Origin of the sequence: Pseudoalteromonas sp. P80D2 (genome assembly GCF_036680945.1) — a bacterium.
Classification (GTDB): Bacteria; Pseudomonadota; Gammaproteobacteria; order Enterobacterales; family Alteromonadaceae; genus Pseudoalteromonas; species Pseudoalteromonas shioyasakiensis.
Genome location: NZ_JAZDAR010000047.1, coordinates 123,098 through 144,424, shown reverse-complemented (window position 1 = coordinate 144,424; position 21,327 = coordinate 123,098). Strand labels below are relative to the sequence as shown.

At 41.0% G+C, this 21,327-nt stretch carries 18 protein-coding genes; 1 reads left to right on the top strand and 17 read right to left on the bottom strand.

Annotation, left to right across the window (positions count from 1 at the left end; translation table 11 throughout):
* Positions 1-54 precede the first annotated feature (54 nt).
* The 13 genes from VRK28_RS12620 to rppH all read right to left on the bottom strand — a co-directional run bounded on the left by VRK28_RS12620 (position 55) and on the right by rppH (position 13,901).
* Positions 55-657, bottom strand: coding sequence for an SPOR domain-containing protein (locus VRK28_RS12620; protein WP_062566769.1), 603 nt, complete (start codon positions 655-657; stop codon positions 55-57).
* 13 nt (positions 658-670) lie between these two features.
* A complete protein-coding gene (locus VRK28_RS12615) occupies positions 671-3,637 on the bottom strand; it encodes an MSCRAMM family adhesin SdrC (protein ID WP_253108989.1) in 2,967 nt (988 codons plus the stop codon).
* A gap of 20 nt (positions 3,638-3,657) precedes the next feature.
* On the bottom strand, positions 3,658-4,449 hold the full coding sequence (locus VRK28_RS12610; RefSeq protein ID WP_062566767.1) for a fimbrial biogenesis chaperone: 792 nt from the start codon (positions 4,447-4,449) through the stop codon (positions 3,658-3,660).
* Positions 4,450-4,457: 8 nt separating this feature from the next.
* Complete coding sequence (locus tag VRK28_RS12605; protein ID WP_062566766.1) at positions 4,458-4,925, bottom strand: DUF4402 domain-containing protein; 468 nt, start codon at positions 4,923-4,925, stop codon at positions 4,458-4,460.
* Between the two features lie 18 nt (positions 4,926-4,943).
* A complete protein-coding gene (locus tag VRK28_RS12600; RefSeq protein ID WP_062566765.1) occupies positions 4,944-5,543 on the bottom strand; it encodes a DUF4402 domain-containing protein in 600 nt (199 codons plus the stop codon).
* A 111-nt stretch (positions 5,544-5,654) separates the two neighbouring features.
* Positions 5,655-6,263 (bottom strand): SPOR domain-containing protein, encoded by a 609-nt coding sequence (locus VRK28_RS12595; protein ID WP_130166610.1) that lies wholly within the window; start codon positions 6,261-6,263, stop codon positions 5,655-5,657.
* 73 nt (positions 6,264-6,336) lie between these two features.
* Positions 6,337-6,873, bottom strand: coding sequence for an SPOR domain-containing protein (locus tag VRK28_RS12590; protein WP_062566763.1), 537 nt, complete (start codon positions 6,871-6,873; stop codon positions 6,337-6,339).
* Positions 6,874-7,333: 460 nt separating this feature from the next.
* The gene (galU, locus tag VRK28_RS12585; RefSeq protein ID WP_054562235.1) at positions 7,334-8,215 is read right to left on the bottom strand and encodes a UTP--glucose-1-phosphate uridylyltransferase GalU; all 882 of its coding nucleotides are present in this window, start codon (positions 8,213-8,215) and stop codon (positions 7,334-7,336) included.
* A 26-nt stretch (positions 8,216-8,241) separates the two neighbouring features.
* Positions 8,242-9,093, bottom strand: a complete 852-nt coding sequence (locus VRK28_RS12580; RefSeq protein WP_054562236.1) for a thymidylate synthase — start codon at positions 9,091-9,093, stop codon at positions 8,242-8,244.
* A gap of 13 nt (positions 9,094-9,106) precedes the next feature.
* Entirely contained in the window at positions 9,107-9,910 is an 804-nt protein-coding gene (gene lgt, locus VRK28_RS12575) for a prolipoprotein diacylglyceryl transferase (protein WP_054562237.1), read from the bottom strand.
* A gap of 14 nt (positions 9,911-9,924) precedes the next feature.
* Entirely contained in the window at positions 9,925-10,734 is an 810-nt protein-coding gene (locus tag VRK28_RS12570) for a sulfite exporter TauE/SafE family protein (protein WP_062566762.1), read from the bottom strand.
* Between the two features lie 338 nt (positions 10,735-11,072).
* Positions 11,073-13,349, bottom strand: a complete 2,277-nt coding sequence (ptsP, locus tag VRK28_RS12565; protein WP_062566761.1) for a phosphoenolpyruvate--protein phosphotransferase — start codon at positions 13,347-13,349, stop codon at positions 11,073-11,075.
* Between the two features lie 33 nt (positions 13,350-13,382).
* The gene (rppH, locus tag VRK28_RS12560; protein WP_054562240.1) at positions 13,383-13,901 is read right to left on the bottom strand and encodes an RNA pyrophosphohydrolase; all 519 of its coding nucleotides are present in this window, start codon (positions 13,899-13,901) and stop codon (positions 13,383-13,385) included.
* Between the two features lie 540 nt (positions 13,902-14,441).
* Here rppH and mutH point away from each other — a divergent pair.
* A complete protein-coding gene (mutH, locus tag VRK28_RS12555; protein WP_062566974.1) occupies positions 14,442-15,113 on the top strand; it encodes a DNA mismatch repair endonuclease MutH in 672 nt (223 codons plus the stop codon).
* Between the two features lie 49 nt (positions 15,114-15,162).
* On the opposite strand, the gene eno is transcribed toward mutH, so the two are convergent.
* The 4 genes from eno to relA all read right to left on the bottom strand — a co-directional run bounded on the left by eno (position 15,163) and on the right by relA (position 21,326).
* Positions 15,163-16,461, bottom strand: coding sequence for a phosphopyruvate hydratase (gene eno / locus VRK28_RS12550; RefSeq protein ID WP_062566760.1), 1,299 nt, complete (start codon positions 16,459-16,461; stop codon positions 15,163-15,165).
* A 113-nt stretch (positions 16,462-16,574) separates the two neighbouring features.
* Positions 16,575-18,209: a CTP synthase gene (locus tag VRK28_RS12545; protein ID WP_062566759.1), complete on the bottom strand. Its 1,635-nt coding sequence runs from the start codon at positions 18,207-18,209 to the stop codon at positions 16,575-16,577.
* 157 nt (positions 18,210-18,366) lie between these two features.
* Positions 18,367-19,167, bottom strand: a complete 801-nt coding sequence (gene mazG / locus VRK28_RS12540; RefSeq protein WP_062566758.1) for a nucleoside triphosphate pyrophosphohydrolase — start codon at positions 19,165-19,167, stop codon at positions 18,367-18,369.
* A complete protein-coding gene (relA, locus tag VRK28_RS12535; protein ID WP_062566757.1) occupies positions 19,167-21,326 on the bottom strand; it encodes a GTP diphosphokinase in 2,160 nt (719 codons plus the stop codon). The genes mazG and relA overlap by 1 nt, the downstream gene beginning before the upstream one ends.
* Between the last annotated feature and the right edge of the window lies 1 nt (position 21,327).

Below are 21,327 nucleotides of genomic sequence, written 5' to 3'. Positions count from 1 at the left end.
AATTGCCATCCTCACTAAACTTAGTAAGTACAAAGCAATAATTATGCCTAAGTATTATTGTTGATGGGATAAATCAAGCGGATTCTGTACATAATGTGATACCAAGCATGCCACCCCGAATGATGCTAACTTTTTACAATCATTAGCTGCTTGCTGCTTTTGTTGATATGCACCAATTTTCAAACGATGAAAAGTGCTGCCATTCACTGTTACTGACTCTACATTAGCAATAAACTGGCCATTAAATAGCGCCGGCGCTTGTTTTTTAATTTCAGCAAGGCGAGCTGTTAGTCGAGGTAATTCTGTTACGGAAGCAAGTTGTAGTGCAAATTTGGCTGTAGGCTCAGCTATAAACTGAGGTGCGGTTACGGATGACTTTTTAGTCTTTTCAGGCTCAGTTTGCTGCGCATTTAGCAAAGTAAGTTGTTCAGTGAGTAAGGTTAATTCACTTTCTATTGTCAGCAAGCGCTCAAGCTCTGGCTTCATCGCTTGGAATTGTTGATGCGACTGCCTCAGCTCTATAAGCTCTTGCTGGCTAATTTTTACTAAGTTTTCTTCACTCACTTGTGGCTCTGACATGCTTTGGCAACCAATGATAGGAGTAACCAGTAAGACTAACCATACTTTCTTCAGATTTTGAAAAGTAGTAAAAACCATAATTTGCTCCTTGCTAGTGTTGAACATGCTGTTCTGTTACATGGCATTTAATTGCTTGTGATATTAGCCGCACACATTGATGCTCAAGCTCGTTTGCAGACTGTGGGTCAAAGCCTATCGCAAGCGTGTAGTGTGCATTTGCTTTATCGTGTATATAAAAAGCGTTATGTAACCCTTGCTGTAACAAACGCTGTTTCACCAATGAGTAATACACCTTTAAAATTTTCAGTGAATTAAACTTGCCAATACTCGCTATATATCCTTGGCGCTTTTCGAGTGGTCGCAAAGTAATATCAACCCCCACCAGCACATCACCTTTAGGCGATAATTGTATTTTGTGTGTTTGAGCACTGGTCAGTGATTTTTGCTCTTGGTATTGCTTATCAACAACCGCTTTATACTTACCGGGTTTAATATCAGTAAACAAGTAATAGCCATCATAAGCCGCTTGCGTAGTAGCTACATCATTACCTTGTTCATCCACTAAAGTAATTTGGGCATAAGGTTGAACATTAGAGCCTTGCTCTGTTTGCTGATAAACAGTACCTTCTATTTCGCTGGCATTATTTACTGGGTAATCCATGTACTCAACAAAACCTGCTCGTGGTGTTATGGAGAAACCATCGTGGGCGGGGATCATAAAAGGGTCAGAAAAACTGTCACGATCTAGCACTATATCTGTTGTGCGATTAGCTGGCATAGCTGAAAGAATCGCAATACCTTGTTCATCGGTAATAGCTTGGCGATAATTTTGTAAGCCTTTTACTTTAACACCCGCCAAGCCTTTTTCATTGTAGTCTTTAAGGCCATTATCATTTTCATCTAAAAACACATTAACCATCAAACTACCAGTATTGGTCAATGTTCGATTACTCATAAATGGCTGATTATATTGACTATCAAAGCCAAAACTAAATCGACTATTTAAGCGAATCTGCCATTGATCATTGCTGTCGTAATTAACATTACTGCTTAAGTTAATCCTGTCATTTTGCCACGTTAATCCTAATTCGGCAGACTGAACATCGTAATCTAGAGAATCCCTTAAAGTTAGTTCTGTTTGTAAGCTTGGGCCTAAACTTCTGCTAAACTCAGCTTCATAACTCACTATTTCACTAACCGGAGAGAGTCGATAATTAACCCCAAATCGACTATACACTCTACCTAGGCGTGTTTGTAAACGCGTCGTACCATCAACACTTTCTTGCCCAACACTTAAGTCTTGCCACTGCAATAAATTATTTATAGAGACGTTTGCATAGCTGTAATTTAAACGGTTATAAATTTGCTTTAAATCACCACTTTGTGCATGTTGAATCAGAAAGTTGTTCTGATAATTAAGCCGCCCAAAATCATTTTTCATCAGCTCACCAGACATATCAAACTGATAGCTTTTCAGCGTTATATCTCGACCATTCTGATTATCAGTACGGTTCGTTGCGCTGAATAGCAAAGACTGATCAGCCAATTTAGTTCTTGTTGTTAATTCAAATTCTCTTTGTTGTTGATTGTTTTCTTCATATTCCAGATTAACCAAAAACCTGTCTAACAAGCTAAGGTTCGTTCCTAGAGCAACATGATATAGCTCATCTTGCTCTCGTTTTTGCGCCATGAAGCCTGAATACATGGCAATGTTATCACTCACACCATATTGGTATCGCCCTGCAGCAACCCAGCCCTTGTTGGCACTGTAGTTACTGCTGCCAAGTAACTGCTCACCTTGCTCTGAAACAGATAGCTCATAAACAGCTTCCCCTTGCTCAAGCTGCGTGCCATCAATGTAGTAATATTCAGTTTTTCGCTCTACTTGTCCTTGTGGGCCATAAAAGATCAACTCAAAGCTGTTTTCACCAAACAGTAAATCAATATCAGCAAAAACATAGCGACCATCAGTCAAGCTCAGCTGCTGATCAATTAAAATGCCATTACGATATAATTCAACATCCCAACCTGGCTGTACTGCACCAGTTAGATTCACCCGATTATTATCAATAGCTTGCCCTAGTTGATAATTCGAAATTTTAACCCCGCGACCGTATTGGTTGTTATAACGGCTGCCAACTTGCGTAGCTGTGACATCACCTACTTCAATAAGACTTGCAGCAAGTGGACCTAACAATTGATTATTCACATCTTGCTTGGAGAAAGTTAGCCTTGAGTTATTCAATAAATCACTTTCACGACCCGATAAAAAGTATTCCATCGTTAAATATGCAAAATCTTGCGAGCCAAGTAATGAGTAACTTGCCTGACTGCCATCATTATCTTGGGTGTAATTCAATTGTAAGTCAGCCACAGGGACAGATAAGGCCTGATATGGGCTTGGTTTCCAAGGTAAGGTTGCTTGTTTTTGAGTACTATAGCTTTGCAGTTGTTTTTTATGACGCTGCGCTTGGGCGACAACCGGATAAACAGACTCAGTTTCAATATGTAGCTCTAAGCTTGCGTAGTCAGAGCGGTGCTTAAATTCTAAAGCCTCTGCAAGTACTGCTGCCTCAATATAAATATCATCGTCAACACTAATTTGTTGCTCAGTAAGCTGCCACTTTTTGTTATCTGTAATCAGCTCTTTTTGAGCTGTTAATTGAAAGGTTTTATTAGCGTTGATGAACCAACCTTCTGCACTCTCGGCTGATAAATCGACATTGATTGCTAATTGTAAGATATCAACTAGCCCTGAAAGCCCCAGCAATATGTCTTGATCAGACTTAAGGGCAAAAATCTCACCGAGGTAATTTTCATTTAAATAAATTGAAAATAGCAAAAACTCCCCAGTCGCAATTCGCTGCTGGGTGTCTAAGGTGTCTGCAGAATGATTGACAGCAGGTGTATGCTTTGATTGTGGAGCATGAAGCTGTTCGCCATTTAGCTTAGCCTTTATGGCATTGAGTCTAGCTAGTACATCCTCTGTACTCACAGTCGAATTAGCAAAGCTAATAGGGCTTAATAGCATAAGCCCTAACGCAAATAAGCGATTCATAAGTTTTTTCGCATTAATCCCTAATGTCGAATAGCAAATGAATATGAGTCAAAAACTATACCTTCATACTCATCAGCACCTTCATATTTAATCTCAATAGGCCCTTTCTTCGGTAGTTTTTTATCGGTAAATAGAGCTAGGTAAGCTGTTGTTTCATTGACTTCAGGGTACAAACTCAAGTTACCAATTTCAGCGATTTTCTCTTGTTTACCCGCTGTATTAGTTGCATACGCACTGAGCCTCCCATAACTACTAAAGCCTTGGCTTTCGGTTAACTTAACTGCAAGACTAAGTTTTTTATTAATAGAGTCTTCAACCAGCTTAACGTCCCTAATTTTAACATTCGGTTGTTCGCCTTGCTCACGATATACAACTGGAATACTAAAACTCATTATCATGTTCACTTTAATACCTGGTTTAGTGCTTTTCACTTCATTGGGTAATGCTTGAAACAATAAGTGAGAACGATACTCCCCTTTAGCCAAATTCTTAGGCTTTCTAATTGCTATTTTAATCGTTTGCCTTTCGCCCGGTGCTAAGCGAATTTGCTTTGGGGATAAACGCGTCATTGGTGAAAGGCTCCTTGCTACAGGCTCACTCAATGTTTGGTAACCACCTGCGGGGAGCGCTAATTTTTCGCTCCATACCACGCGATATGTTCTATATTCATCTGAGCTATTAATGACGGTGACTTTTGCGCTACGTTGGCGCTCATCAAATGAAACCCGCGTTGGTGAAATAAGTAAATTTGCTGTTGCATATTGACTGAATAAAACAAAAAAGAGTCCACATAAAAGACGTTTTGCGAACATATCTATCCTTAGTAATCGACCGATATTTCTAAATAAGTTGAAGAAGAGTAATGACCATCTGCGTATGCTTTAGCGCTACGATCTGTTGTTAAAATACCGCCAATAAATACTTTTGCCTCACCAAACTCATTGGTGATCACATATTTAGGAAAACCATTAAGGCGCACAGAAAACTCAGCACTCGTGTTGCCATCTACATCATGTATTAAGTCAACTGGAGCAACTAGATTCATAGTTAGTTGGGTTCTGGCAGGAAAGTCAGTAAGTAATAATTCTGCTGGGTGGCCATTTTCAAGTACATAAACTGAGCCCTGAGTATTGATACTGCCATCATCTTTGACAATTACAGAGCTGGTATTTGTATTAGCTAAAATAACAAGAGTGCCAAAATCAAGCGCTTGTTGCTCTGTGCTCGCTGCTTGTAGAGGCAAAGAGAAAACAGAAAATAGCACAGTGGCCAATAGCAAAAAGCGCATAAAAATTACCTAAAATAATTAATAAGCGACTTCGATTTGAAAAGTCCCCGCATAAACACCATCAGCATATGGCTTTGTGGTAGTACGATCTGATGTATCTAAGCTTGCGCCAATATTGAATGACACAGTACCGTCTTGCGCAACCTGTAAGTTAGGTGTACCAGAATTGTAGTTCGCATTTGCGTTTGGCCCGCTAGTAATAACGAATAACCAATTACCAATTTCAAAGTCAGGACGGTCAGTATCTTGTCCATCTTCAAATTCTAACTGAGTCTGAGTAGGCTCAGTAATCGATAAAATAGCATTTGGAACAGCTTCAGACACAGTAAACGCCGCAGGCTCGCCATCTTCAATGACAGCAAATAAAGCGTTTTCTGTATTATTGCTACTTACTGAAATTGGACTAGCATTTGGAGTCGCATTAACTGTAAGCCTTGCTCGATCGGTTCCAGATGGGTCTGCAACAGCACGAATAGTCCCAAAATTAAGGTCACTATCTTTGGTCAAAACAACAGTGTTTTGAACTGTAACTTCAGCACGAAAAGTTTCAGTAGCAGAAAAGGCAGTTGATGAGGCGAAAATAACACTAAGAGAAAGTAAAGAAAGAGGTAATTTCATATTAAGTCCTTATAATTAAATGGCTAAGCCATTTTTCTGTATCTTAAGCTTTATCGACCTCTAGAACAAATACTTTAAGATTAATTACCTAATTTTTAAGAGGAAAGATGCTTAAAGCATCTCTCCAATAAATGGTGCCGTCACACAGGTTTGCCCCATTCTTTTGGCTATCTCACAAAATGCAGTAGCCTGAGTATAATTTGCAAATGGACCGGCCCTTAACCCATACACGGTTACGCCTTTTTGCTCTCGTGTTTTAAAACGAAAATCAAGGCCATTTAAAACAGCAGGATAATCACGTTTGAGCTTTAAGACCTGATAACTAACTTTTTTCGGCGTTAAATATAAACCTAATTGCACACCCGCTTCAGCCGCTTTGTTTGCTGCAATAATCGCCTCAAGTGAGTCTGTGGATGATGTTTGCTGTACTTGCGTTTGTTCGCTTTGATGAATAATCACATCATTTTGTGGCTCAAATTGTGATGGTTGTGCGGTTAAATCGCTATTGGCTGAAAGCACTTCGATTAACAACGCAAGGTCTTTTTCCATCAACGCAAGACGTTCAATACTAGGTTGTTTATTTTGCCACTCGGCAGCAAATTGCTGTACTTGCTGCTCAGTGTAAGCTGGCTGGGCTTGCTCTTGGCTCATCATACATGCTGTTAGAGCAGTTAAGCTGATGGTTATCAGTAGATATTTAGAAAAAATAGAAAAATGCATGGTGACGTCAATTCTAAAAAACAGACTTAAATCTTAGCAATAAAAATGCCACCTTTAGAGTGAACATTTGACGCTAAAAATAAATTCGGTTGTCAGTGTAGTTACTTACCCAGCAATCAATGCCTTGTCGTTTAATCGCTTCACAATCAGCTTTCGCGTTTTTCAAATACTTATAGCCACCAAACTTAAGTCGATAGTAGGTATGCTCATTTACATCAGCGACTTCAACATTAAGTATCGGCTTTCCTTGAAAAATACTGGGTGCTCGTTTAGCCATTTTCTTTAATGTATAAGCAAGACCTTGTTCCGTATTAACAGACGCTAATTGCAAAGCAAATGCATAGTCAGGTTTAACAGAGTCTTTAGAGTCGCTTGATAGTGCTTGAGAAGTATCAGCCTGTTCTAGCACTGTACTGACAGGTTCACTTTGGGTTTGCGCCAACAAAAATGAGTTTTGCATTAGCGTTACATCACTAAGGTACTGAACAACATTGAAAACAGGAAGCTTGTTAAAAGAGATATCAGGAAATGCCTTATTACTGCAACCAGACACAGTCAATAACACCAACAGGTATATACTGTAACGCAAAGGTTTTGAGCAATATTTCATAAGTAGGATTCTTAAACGTACCATTAAAAATTTGCTTCTTTTTAAAGAAGTCTATCTGTTAGCACTTACCTATACAAAAACCATAAAAGTGATTTACGACATTGCATAAGAAAACTCTAACACATTATTTGTTATTATAATATTTTCAGTACAGTGCTTAACTAACTGCAATAAAAACTTAATGACACCCTAATACTTAAGTTTTCATATTAGACAACCTAAAGCAATAAAAATCCGTCTTTACATAGGTATTTTTATAAGTATAGCTGAGTTTAACTATCCTACAGGGGTAAATAAGCATCTCACTGATCTTTAATCTTAACAATGCGTTAAGACTTAGGTATATCAGAAAAATCCTTTATTGGGTAATAATCGACAATTGGGAGGGACATGTAAATAACAAAAAAGTGCCATATAGACACTTTTTTTACATAATTTTCAACTAAGTAATTTGAATTGCTTATTTAACCAGCGACTTTATGAAGTCTGTAAGCTCACCTTTGAATTCATCACGACGCAGTGCAAACTCAACTATGGCTTTTAAATAACCAATTTTGCTACCGCAGTCATGGCTTTTACCTTTCATTGAGTAAGCATCAACAATCTCTTTTTCCATGAGCATGGCAATGGCATCTGTTAATTGGATTTCATCGCCTGCACCGGCTGGGGTTTTTGCAAGTAATGGCCAAATATTTTTGCTCAATACATAGCGACCCACAACAGCAAGATTTGATGGAGCTTGATCAACTGGAGGCTTTTCAACCATATTTAAAATAGCTGCGCTTTCACCTTGATTGATTTTTACATCACCTAAGTCGACAACACCGAACTTGTCTACTTCGTTTTGCGGCACAGGCTCAACCATAATTTGGCTCTCGCCGGTGGTTTCAAAACGCTGGATCATTTCAGCTAAGTTATCTTTTTTAAGGTCGCTTGCTACATCATCGATGATCACATCCGGTAAGATAACAACAAACGGTTCATCACCTATGATAGGTGCAGCACAGTTAATCGCATGACCAAGGCCTTTCGCTTCACCTTGGCGAACATGAATAATTGTTACATCTTTCGGGCAGATTGATTGTACTTCTGCGAGTAACTGACGTTTAACACGCTTTTCAAGCGTTGCTTCTAACTCAAAACTGGTATCAAAGTGGTTTTCAATTGAGTTTTTACTTGAATGCGTTACTAAAACAATTTCTTTAATTCCTGCTGAAATTGCTTCATTCACAACGTACTGAATCAACGGGCGGTCAACAATAGGAAGCATTTCTTTAGGGATTGCTTTTGTTGCAGGTAACATACGCGTGCCAAGACCAGCAACTGGGATCACTGCTTTCATTGATTTCTCCTTAAATTTTATTGTTCTTAAACTGAAAACGGATACTTAATTGCATCGTGACACTGATAACCTACTACTTCAAAATCGTCTTTTGTAACCCAGGTTTCAATGTCTTCTAATGATTTAATATTTGGGTTTATTTTTAATTCTGGCGACGCGAATGGCTCACGCTTAAGCTGCACATCACGCATCAACTCAAGTTGGTTTTCATAAATATGCGCATTCGCTATTTTATGATACGCCTTACCCGGTTTGTGGCCGGTGATTTGTGCAACTAAAGCAAGTAACACAAAACATTGAATTTGATTAAAGTTCAAACCCAGAGGCACATCGCAGCTACGTTGGTATGATGTTAAGTATAGAGTATCGCCCAACAAAGAAAAGGTGTGCGTGTGCATACAAGGGCGTAAACAGCCTAACTCAAACTCACCTGGGTTATAAAATGTGACGATTTCACCGCGATCATCAATCCCTTTTGATAAGTTATCGATAACTTTTTTAAGTTGATCAAGGTGGCTGCCATCCGGACGTTGCCAACTGCGGCCTTGCACACCATACACTCGACCCATATCATCTTCACCACGGCGATGTGGGTTTTCTAGCCAAGCTTTGTTTTCGTTTGCGTTAGCATTCCAAGTCATACAGCCGATATCACGAAACTGTGCAGCGCTGTCGTAACCACGTAAATAACCAAGTAACTCCGCTATCGCCGCTTTGTAAAAGCTCTTGCGCGTTGTTATTAGCGGAAACTTATTATTTGCCACATCATATTCAAGATCGGCATTAATAACGGTTAAACACTTGGTACCTGTGCGTTTGTTCTCAACCCACACACCTTCGTCAACAATACGCTGACATAAATCTAAATACTGTTTCATTGATTTGCTCTTGTTATGCTTTGCTTGCCACGCTGTGTTGCGGCTTTTTATAGGCCCATATTAACAAACCAAGGCCACCAATTACCATCGGCAATGACAGTATTTGCCCCATCGAGATAAAGCCTGCGAATAAACCTAAATGAGCATCTGGTTCACGGAAATATTCAACAATAAATCTAAACACGCCATAGCCAAGTAAGAACACCCCAGCAACACTTCCCGCTGGGCGAGGCTTTTTGATAAACCATTGTAATATTAAGAACAGCACCAAACCTTCTAAAAAGGCTTCGTATAATTGTGATGGATGACGAGGCTCTGGGCCACCTGATGGGAAAATAAACGCCCAAGGTACATCAGTCACTCGGCCCCATAACTCGCCATTAATAAAGTTACCAATACGCCCTGCTAACAAACCAAGCGGCACCAGTGGCACCACAAAATCGCCCACTTCAAATAATGATTTTTTACGTGTCCAGGCAAATATAGCTATTGCTGTAATAACACCTAGCGTACCACCATGGAAAGACATGCCGCCTTGGTCAATTCTGAATAAATAAAGCGGGTTTTCAATAAAATAACTAAACTGATAAAACAATACATAGCCAATACGACCACCGAGTATTACCCCGAGCATGCCGTAAAATAATAAGTCACTAACTTGTTCTTTTGTCCAACCTGAGTTTGGTTTTTCTGCTTGACGATTAGCAAGCCACATCGCCAAAGCAAAACCAATTAAATACATTAAACCGTACCAACGTACGCTGAGCGGGCCTACCGAAAAAATAACCGGATCGATATCTGGAAATTGAAGAGCCATAAAAATAAAAACCTTTAACTAAACACCATTTTAAGCGCAATTATGACAAGTAATAGCGCGAATACTTTTTTTATTGTTGCCACAGGCAAGTAATGCGTGGCTTTGGCACCTATTGGCGCAATAAGCGACGAGGTAACCACAATCCCGACTAACGCAGGTAAATACACAAATCCGGCAAATCCATCACTGAAAGATGTTAATTGCCACCCGGCAGATACGTAACCCACCGAGCCGAACAGGGCAATGACAATACCACATGCAGCAGCACAACCAATGGCCTTTTTAATATCAACAGAAAAATAATGCAGTAGCGGCACAATAAGCGCCCCGCCGCCAATACCAATTAGTCCTGACAGCGCCCCCATTATGGCACATAAAAAGCCAAGAATAGGCCCTGATGGAAGCGGCTTTTCACTGGCTGCTTTTTTTCGTGTCGATAACACCATTCTGATCGCGATAAACACCACGCTACCGGCAAAAACAAAGCGCAGTAGCTGCTCTGGGATAAAGCTTGCAGCAAAGCCACTGATCAATGCGCCTAGGCCAACACCAGTCATAACCCATGGGGCAATTTCCCAAGGCACGTTAGCATTACGATGATGAGCAAGGGCTGAAGAAGTCGAGGTAAAAATAATGGATGCTAACGAGGTTGCTATCGCGATGACTAATACATGGCTTGGGTCGGCAACATTGAACGATACTAATAACGCACTAAGTACCGGCACGATAATCAGACCGCCACCAATACCTAATAACCCAGCTAAAAATCCAACCACGCTGCCCAAAATTGCGCAGTACACCATTAAAAGTATCACGTCATGCATAGCACACTCATATATTCAATTTGTTATATACATATACTAAACTAATATATATACCCAAACCACCTCAAGATGCGAGTTTCAGTTGGAATTAAAAGCGATTTAGGCAAGGCATTGATTGCAAGTAATAGTGGTTCTATTGTTAAAATCAATAACGCAGTATAAATCGCTTTTAAACCAACCCTTTGGGCGTTTCACAGGCACTTACTCTCATCGTTGTTACTTCTTAAAAGGGATGGCCATTCTTGCAAAGTAACGCCTTGATATTAAGCACCTGTGAAACGCTGAATTCTACATCTTGAGGTGGCTTGGGTATAAGTGCTTCACAACACAATTTTCCCTCATGATTGACCTTGGCTTGGGGTGTAAAATAGCTCACCGAGTTGATGTTCAATCATAAAGTTACGCGTTAACCTAAGTACATGTTTTGCAGTGGGTTGTAATAAACACTCTGCAAGTAACTTTTCCATATCACTGACATTTAATCGCCTAAGCACGAACTTAATTTTACTAATCGAAGCGTAGTTCATGCTCAAGCTTCGATACCCCATCGCAATAAGCAGTAACGCTCCTTCGGGGTCGCCCCCTAACTCACCACACAAGCTAAATGGCAACTCATGTTGCTGACACTCTTGTGCTATTTTTAACAGCACTCTAAGTACACTTGGGTGATAAGGGTTAAATAGCTCAGCAACACGGGCATTAGAGCGATCAACTGCCAGCATATACTGGGTTAAATCGTTGCTACCTACAGAGCAAAAATCGACTTTTTGCGACCACTCTTCAAGCATAAATACACTTGAAGGTACTTCTAACATCACACCAATTTCAGGGCGCTCAATGGCTTGTTCAGGGTATTGCTCACTTAACTCAAAATAGGCTTGTTCGAGCAATTTTAACGATTCATCCACTTCTTCTGAGCCGCTGATCATCGGCAGCATGATTTTTAAATTACCCAAACCAATATTGGCTTTTAACATTGCCTTGAGCTGATCTAAAAATAGCTCTGGGTGATCTAAGGTCACGCGAATACCACGCCAACCTAAAAATGGATTTTCTTCTGTTATATTGAAGTAATCTAAAACTTTATCGCCACCAATATCGAGTGTACGCATCACCACAGGATTAGGATGGTAACTAGTAAGCACTTCGCGATACCAGCTTTCTTGTTCTGACTGTGAAGGAAATTGGCCTTTTTGCATAAACCAGGCTTCGGTGCGATAAAGACCTACCCCATCGCAAAATGGCTTATTGTCATGCTCGGTATTTAATTCAAGACCCGCGTTAAGTAATAAGCTAATGTGTTCGCCATCTTTAGTGATGGCATCTAGGTTTTGCTCTGCTACAAAACGGTCGTTCAATAAGGCTTCTTGATATTTGAGCTGACTGTATTCCTCTTGCAGCATTTGTGAAGGAGAAATATATAAACGCCCTGCATAGGCGTCTAAAATCATTTGCTTGCCTTCAAACTGCAATAACGGCACATCTTCAATGCCCCAAATTGCAGGGATCCCCATAGCACGAGTTAAAATTGAAGCATGGCTATTTGCTGCACCATTAACACTCACAACCCCAGCAAGATGCCCTTTAGGTACTTCAGCAAGCATTGCGGGAGTTAATGTACCGGCAATTAAAATAGTGTCTTTAGGGTAAGGTTTTGCCGCATGCTCAGTATTAACTAAGTGATGTAAAACCCGTAAACCAATATCTTTAACATCAACAGCACGCTCTTTAATGTAAGGATCTTGCATGGCATTGAATTGAGTCACCAATTTCTCAATTACAATTTTCAGGGCGCTTTTAGCATTCCAGCCTTGTTGTAATTGCGCTTCAACATTTTGACCAAGACTTTTGGCATCAAGTAACTGCTGATAAACATCAAATACAGCCAGTGCCTCTTGCGGAATAGAGTCGCTCAGAGTCATAGATAAGGTATTAAACTCGTTACGCGTCGCAGCCACAGCTTGGGTAAATAGCTTACGCTGGGTGCTCACATCGTCGTCTTTTTGCAGTTCAATAGAACTAAAGTCAAGTTTAGGGATCACCACAAAGGCTTCACCTATGGCAATACCTGGTGCACTTGATACCCCTTTTAGTACTGAGGTTTGGTGTGAAAACTCATCGACGCGTAATATTTCTTTTATTTCTGCATGAGCTAACTGAGAAGCTAGCTGGGCCGAGAGCGTAATTAAGAATGATTCCTCGTCAGGGCTAAAAACACGGGCTAGTTTTTGTTGAACAACAATAACGCCTAAAACCTTTTTCTGGTGCACGACTGGCACTGACAAAAATGCGTTATAGCCTTCTTCATTAACTTCAGGTGAGAGTTTAAAACGAGGGTGAGACTTAGCAAAAGCAATATTGATAGGCTCTTCACGCTGAGCAACAAGACCCACGAGGCCTTCGGTAAAACCTATACGAAACTTACCCACTGCATCTGGGTTGAGGCCTTGGGTGGCCATCAATACAAAGTTATCTTGGCTATAATCTGCAAAATAAATCGAGCAGCACTGTGTTTGCATGGCATCTTTTACCATTTGCACAAAACACCCCAGCGCACTATTCAAGTCCGCCTGTTGCGACACTGCCTCAGCAATTGATCTGAGCGTGGCTAACATGATGCTGCTCCTTTGATTTAAATAAGGTTGCCCTTATCGTTTATGTCGCCAATGATCTTTGTGTTGCTCTCGTTTATTAAACGGCATTGCAAACGGAGCAAACTCTTTCATTACTCGACGATATACATCGCGCTTAAACGAAACAACTTGCCTAACCGGATACCAATAACTCACCCATCGCCAATCATCAAACTCGGGGTGATGAGTTTTAAGTAAATCTACATCTTCATCTTTACAACGAAGTTTCAGTAAAAACCATTTTTGTTTTTGCCCAATACACACAGGACTTGAGTCTCTGCGAATTAAACGTTTGGGTAATTTATAGCGTAACCAATGTTTAGAACTTGCGACGATCTCAACGTCTTCAGGAAGCAAGCCCACTTCTTCGTGTAATTCTCTGTACATGGTTTGCTCTGCTGTTTCGCCGTCATCAACACCACCTTGGGGAAATTGCCAAGAGTGCTGACCATAGCGACGAGCCCAAAATACTTGTCCCTGATTATTGCAAATTACAATTCCGACATTGGCACGAAAACCTTCGGCATCAATCACCTTAGTGCCTCATTTGTAAGTCGATTTTTATTGATTGTTCCACATAACCTGCGATACAGCAAACACTTTACACCTAAGCCTAAATTAGATTGAAAAATTATTTTTTAACAAACATGTTTAATCAAGGTGTTACGAAGTAATTATTATAAAAATGTGCTGTTTGATTAAAATAACTATTTACAACCGTATTTTTATCACCTTACCCACAGCTTGTGCATAACTTTTATAAATCATGCCTAAATCGCAAACAAATCCACAATCCACAGTTGAAACATCCACTTTCTCCACAGAAACTGTGGATAAACATGTTTATATATCTGTATTTATACAAACAACTGTTTAATTAATGAAATAGAAACAACATAAAAAAACAGTAAAACAATTAAATATCAGTTGGTTAGACTAAAACATCGAAAAGTAAAACTGATTATTTTTAGCCCACCCTTAACGTGCGCAAAAAACACCCAAACACAAAGATATCCACTAAGGCACGCATTTGCTATCATGATACGGTTAATTAGACAATCAAATAAACGCCTTATGCGACCAATAAAACCCGCTTCTATAAACGAATTAATGCAACGTGTTGATGCTATTGCTGGCCTAACCCTAGGGCAGCTAGCCGAGCAATGTAAGTTTAAAACCCCTGACGATTTACTACGTGAAAAAGGCTGGACCGGGCAACTTATCGAATATGTACTTGGTGCAACAGCGGGTTCAAAACCAACACCTGATTTTGAAGAGTTAGGCATTGAGCTAAAAACCTTACCTATCTCATTTAAAGGGAAACCTCTCGAAACAACCTTTGTTTCGGTAACACCACTATTAAATGTAACCGGAATGACTTGGCAGCAAAGTACGGTTCGTAAAAAGTTGAATCATGTTTTGTGGTTACCTATTTTAGGCGAACGCGAGATACTGCCTTTTCACCGTACCATAGGCAGTGGCTTTTTATGGCAACCAAGCGCAGAGCAAGATGCCCTTTTACAGCGTGATTGGGAAGAACAAATGGAGCTAATCGCCCTTGGTCGCGTAGATGAAATTTCGGGTCATTTAGGTGATGTAATGCAAATAAGGCCAAAAGCTGCCAATAGCAAAGCGCTGACTGATGCAATTGGCCCGAATGGCCAGATAGTACAAACTTTACCTCGCGGCTTTTATCTTAAAACCAGCTTCACCGGCGAAATCCTAAAACAACAATTTCAGCTATAAAAAAACCTCCCGAAGGAGGTTTTTTAAAGTCTTGATGAGCTAAGCCAGATTACTGACCTTTAACCTCTTTAAGACCGTTGTAAGGTGCTTTCTCACCTAATACTTCTTCAATGCGAAGTAATTGGTTGTACTTAGCAATACGGTCAGAACGGCTTAATGAACCCGTTTTGATTTGACCAGCTGCAGTACCTACTGCTAAATCAGCAATTGTCGCATCTTCAGTTTCACCTGAACGGTGTGAGATAACAGCAGTGAAGCCAGCGTCTTTAGCCATTTTGATAGCAGCAAGCGTTTCAGTTAATGAACCGATTTGGTTGAATTTGATTAGGATTGAGTTAGCAATACCGTTATCAATACCACGCTTTAAGATCTTCGTGTTAGTTACGAACAGATCGTCACCTACTAATTGTACTTTGTCGCCAATTAGTTGTGTTTGGTGTGCGAAACCATCCCAATCCGACTCATCTAAGCCGTCTTCAATTGAAACAATTGGGTATTGCTCAGTAAGGCCTTTAAGGAAGTGGTTGAATTCTTCAGAAGTGAATTTTTTACCTTCGCCTTTAAGGTCGTAGATATTCGCTTCTTTGTCGTAGAACTCAGATGCAGCACAGTCTAGAGCTAGAGTGATATCTTTACCAAGCTCATAACCTGCATTTGCTACAGCAACCTTGATTGCAGCAAGTGCCGCTTCGTTTGATTCAAGGTTAGGAGCAAAACCACCTTCATCACCTACTGATGTAGAGTGACCTTCAGCTTTAAGTACTTTTGCTAAGCTGTGGAATACTTCAGCGCCCATACGTAACGCTTCACGGAAGTTTGTAGCACCAACTGGCTGGATCATGAACTCTTGAATATCAACAGAGTTATCAGCGTGCTCACCACCATTGATGATGTTCATCATAGGTAATGGCATTGAGTAAACACCTGGTGTGCCGTTTAGGTCTGCAATGTGCTCATAAAGCTCAACGCCTTTAGAGTTAGCAGCCGCTTTAGCCGTTGCTAAAGATACAGCTAAGATAGCGTTAGCACCTAGTTTTTCTTTGTTTTCAGTACCATCTAAGTCAAGCATTACTTGGTCAACCGCTTTTTGGTCAACTGCGTTTTGGCCTTTAAGCGCTTCAGCGATTTCGTTATTGATATAGCCTACTGCTTTTAAAACACCTTTACCTAGGTAACGTGCTTTATCACCATCACGTAATTCAAGCGCTTCGCGAGTACCTGTTGATGCACCAGATGGTGCTGCAGCACGGCCCCATGAACCATCAGCTAAATGTACATCAGCTTCAACAGTTGGGTTACCACGCGAGTCCATGATTTCGCGACCAATCACTTTTACGATTTCTGACATCTTGATTCCTCTTTTCCCGAAAATGGTGAGTTAGTGCCAATTTTATTAATTATCCTTAATGCCATTGGCTTATTAAAACAAATAAGCCGTGCATAAAGCACGGCCTATTTAAATTACGATGACGCTTTTTGGTGAGTATGTGCAGCTGCAACAAACCCTTCAAATAGCGGGTGACCATCACGTGGTGTTGACGTGAATTCCGGGTGGAATTGCGCGGCAATAAACCAAGGGTGATCTTTATTCTCAATAATTTCGACTAGTTTCTTATCTTCAGATAAACCAGTGAAACTTAAGCCTGCTTTTTCAAGCTGCTCTACGTAGTGATTATTCACTTCGTAACGGTGACGGTGACGCTCAACAATCTCGTCACTACCGTACACTTCGCTTACTTTAGAACCAGGTGTTAAATGACACTTTTGTGCACCTAAACGCATAGTACCACCTAGGTCAGATTGCTCATCACGGATTTCAACGTTACCGTCAGCATCTTGCCATTCAGTGATTAAACCAACAACTGGGTGTGCTGATTTAGCGTTAAACTCTGTTGAGTTTGCATCTTCAAGGCCTGCAACGTTACGCGCATATTCAATAAGCGCTACTTGCATACCTAAACAAATGCCTAAGTAAGGAACTTTATTTTCACGTGCATATTTAGCCGCTAAGATCTTACCTTCAACACCACGGCCGCCGAAGCCACCTGGAACTAAGATAGCATCAAGATGAGAGAGTAACTCAGTACCTTTGCTTTCTAAGTCTTGTGAATCAACGTATTCGATGTTCACAGTTAAACGGTTTTTCAAACCTGCATGCTTTAATGCTTCGTTTACTGATTTATATGCATCTGGTAGTTCGATGTACTTACCAACCATACCAATTGTCACTTCACCTGTTGGGTTAGACTCTTGGTATAACACTTGTTCCCACTCAGATAAATCTGCTTCTGGGCACTCAAGATAGAAACGACGACAGACGAAGTTATCTAATTCTTGTGACTTAAGTAACGCAGGGATCTTATAGATGCTTTCTACGTCTGGTAATGAAATAACAGCTTTCTCTTCAACGTTAGTGAAAAGTGCGATCTTCGCGCGCTCGTTATTTGGTAATTTACGATCAGAACGACAGATCAAGATATCTGGTTGGATACCAATCGAACGTAATTCTTTTACAGAATGTTGTGTTGGCTTAGTTTTAACTTCACCTGCAGGGCCTAAGAATGGCACTAGCGTTAGGTGGATAAACAATGCGCGCTCACGGCCAATTTCAGTGCCAAGCTGACGAATTGCTTCTAAGAAAGGTTGTGACTCGATGTCACCAACTGTACCGCCAATTTCAACGATTGCTACATCGCGACCTTCAGCACCGTCGTATACACGTTGCTTAATGTCGTTTGTGATGTGTGGAATAACCTGAATTGTTGCACCAAGGTACTCACCACGACGCTCACGTCGTAATACATCTTCATAAACACGACCTTGTGTGAAGTTGTTGCGGCTAGTCATCTTGGTACGGATGAAACGCTCATAGTGACCTAAGTCAAGGTCAGTCTCTGCACCGTCTTCAGTTACAAATACTTCACCGTGCTGAATTGGGCTCATAGTGCCTGGGTCAACGTTAATGTAAGGATCCAGCTTTAAAATAGTCACGTTAAGACCACGTGCTTCTAAAATAGCGGCTAATGACGCTGCTGCAATACCCTTACCCAACGAAGAAACAACCCCGCCAGTTACGAAGATAAATTTTGTACTCATGCGAACCCTAGAATATCAGGAATTAAAAGGAATAATATAGAATCAAGACGGGGCGATATTATAGCAAAGGGGCTGCTATCAATCCAGATAAAATTAGCAAATAAGTGCACAAAAAACGAGCTTGGTTACACTGTACCCAAACTGCTCTACAATGCACTTACCTGGCTTGTTTTTTTATGGCTTCCCATGCGTTGTCCATTTCTTCAAGGCTAGCCGTTTCTAAACTCTGGCCACGTTCATCTAAGTAAGCAGCCACTTTTTCAAAGCGTGACGCGAACTTAGCATTGGCACTTCGTAATAATTGCTCAGGATCGCGCTTAATATGACGGGCAACATTCACTGTTGCAAACAGTAAATCACCAAGCTCTTCTGCACTGTGCTCTGAATAAGGGTCGTGAGCCAGCGCTTCTTTTACTTCGTCTACTTCTTCAGCAACTTTATCGAGCGCACCATGATAACTTGGCCAATCAAACCCTAAGCTTGCTACACGCTGTTGAATCTTCTTCGCTTTTGATAACCCCGGCATAGCATCAGGAATGTCTTGCCACAGGCTCATTTGTGGTGAAGCTGCTTTTTCTGCTCGCTCTTGTGCTTTAATAGCCTGCCACTGCTCAGAAAGCTCAGCGTCAGTCAGCTCACTTTGTTCTGCAAAGACATGGGGATGACGACGAACTAACTTATCATTAAGCGTATTAGCCACATCGGTAAAATCAAATAATCCTTGCTCTTTGGCAAGTTGAGCATAAAAGATGACTTGAAACAGTAAATCGCCAAGCTCACTTTTAAGCTCAGTAAGCTCACCTTTTTCAATGCAATCTGCTACTTCGTAAGCTTCTTCAAGTGTATGCGGCACTATTGACTTAAAGTCTTGTTTTAAATCCCACGGGCACCCAGATTCTGGGTCCCGTAGTTTGGCCATAATAGCAAGCGACTGCTCAATTGCCTGTTTATCACACATTACGAATGACCACGCTTTGCATCATGTACACCTTCTATTTGGTGTAACTTAGACAATAAGCGGTTGGTGCTTGATAAGTCATGTACTTCAACCTGCATTGAAAACAGCGCAAGCTGCTTATCTTCAACCGTGTTGACGTTCATGTTCAGCACATTCACTTTTTCGTTTGCAAGCACTGAGCTGATATCTCGAATAAGGCCTGAGCGATCGGTCGCTTCAACTTTAATCGTTAATGAGTAAGAGCCATTGACATCGTCTGACCAACTTACTGATATCACCCGCTCAGGATGCTTCTCGCGAAGTTTCTCAAACGAATCGCAATCTTCACGGTGAACTGCAATCCCTCGGCCTTGCGTAATGTAGCCAATAATTTCATCGCCCGGCACAGGTCGGCAGCATTTAGCAACATGGCTCATTAAGCTACCTACCCCATCAACAACAATACCGTTCTTATCGCCGGTGACACTTTTTGGCTTTTTAAACTTAATTTGTGGTTCGTCATGCTCACGGTCACTAATGAAGTTTAATAACTGGTTTAAGCGAACATCTCCAGCACCTACCGCAACCATAAGGTCGTCAAGGCCTTTAAGGTTAAAGCGCTCGATTGCTGGCGCTAGATCTTTGGTTGTTAAATCTAGTTTTTGCAGCTCGGTCTCAAGTATTTCTTTACCGGCACTTAAGTTTTTATCGCGATCAAGCTGCTTAAACCAATGATGGATTTTAGAGCGTGCTCGTGAAGACTTAATATAACCTAGCGATGGGTTTAACCAATCACGGCTTGGGTTAGGTTGCTTTTGAGTTAAAATTTCAACCTGATCGCCGGTGCTTAATTGGTGAGTAAATGGCACAATTTTGCCAAACACTTTTGCGCCAATACAACGATGCCCTACATTTGAGTGAATGTAATAAGCAAAATCAAGTGGTGTTGCACCCAGCGGCAAATCGAAAATATCCCCTTTTGGCGTAAACACATAAACACGGTCTTCTACTACTTGGTTTTTAAGCTCTTCCGCTAGGTCACTGCCATCAACAACTTCTTCTTGCCATTGCAGTAACTTACGTAACCAGCTAATTTTTTGCTCGTAGCCTGAACCACGTCCTGGCAATGCACCTTCTTTGTACATCCAGTGCGCAGCAACACCTAGCTCAGCATCTTGGTGCATTTCGCTCGTACGAATTTGAATTTCAACGGTTTTACCTTCTGGGCCAAATACCACGGTATGAATTGACTGATAACCGTTTTGCTTAGGTGTTGCGATGTAATCATCAAACTCTTTATTTAAATGGCGCCAGTTAGTATGCACGATACCTAATGCCGCGTAACAATCTTGCAGACGCTCTACCACAATGCGCATAGCGCGAATATCAAAAAGCTGGTCGAACTCGTAGTTCTTCTGTGCCATTTTTTTGTAGATGCTGTAGATATGCTTAGGGCGGCCATACACCTCACCTTCAATACCTGCTTCAGTCAAGCGTGTTTTGACTAAAGCAACCATGTTCTCCATATAAGCTTCTCGGGCAAGGCGCTTATCATCCAGCTGTTTGGCGATATTTTTATAGGTATCTGGGTGCAAATAACGGAACGAAAGATCTTCAAGTTCCCATTTAAGCTGACCAATCCCTAAACGATTCGCAAGGGGCGCAAAAATGTCGCGTGTTTCTTTAGCGGCGATAACGCGCTCTTCTTCACTGGCATCTTTAACATCACGCAGGTGGCACACTTGCTCTGCAAGTTTAATCACTACAGCGCGCACATCTTCAACCATAGCTAGTAACATGCGGCGGATATTATCAATTTGTACAGTGCCTTTACCTTGGTGGGCTAAGGTACTGATGGTAGCCATTTGGCTTACGCCTGTTAGTAATAACGCAACGTGATTACCTAGCTTTTCGGTGACTGTCTCAATTGAAATTTTTTCGGCTAAAAAATAAGGCGTTAAAAAAGCAGTGGCAAGAGAGTCTGCATCTAAATTTAGCTCAGCTAAAATCTCCACCATTTCAATGGCTGTGTTTTCACGTTTTGCATCATCGCAATGCAGGCACAGTTGGTGAGCCTGCTCTAATAAGGTATGTTTGTCTTCTGTTAGCGCTAACAGCTCGATACGGCTGGCAAAATCACTCGGCTTAGTTAGCTGATGTGACTGTCTAGTGGCTACCATG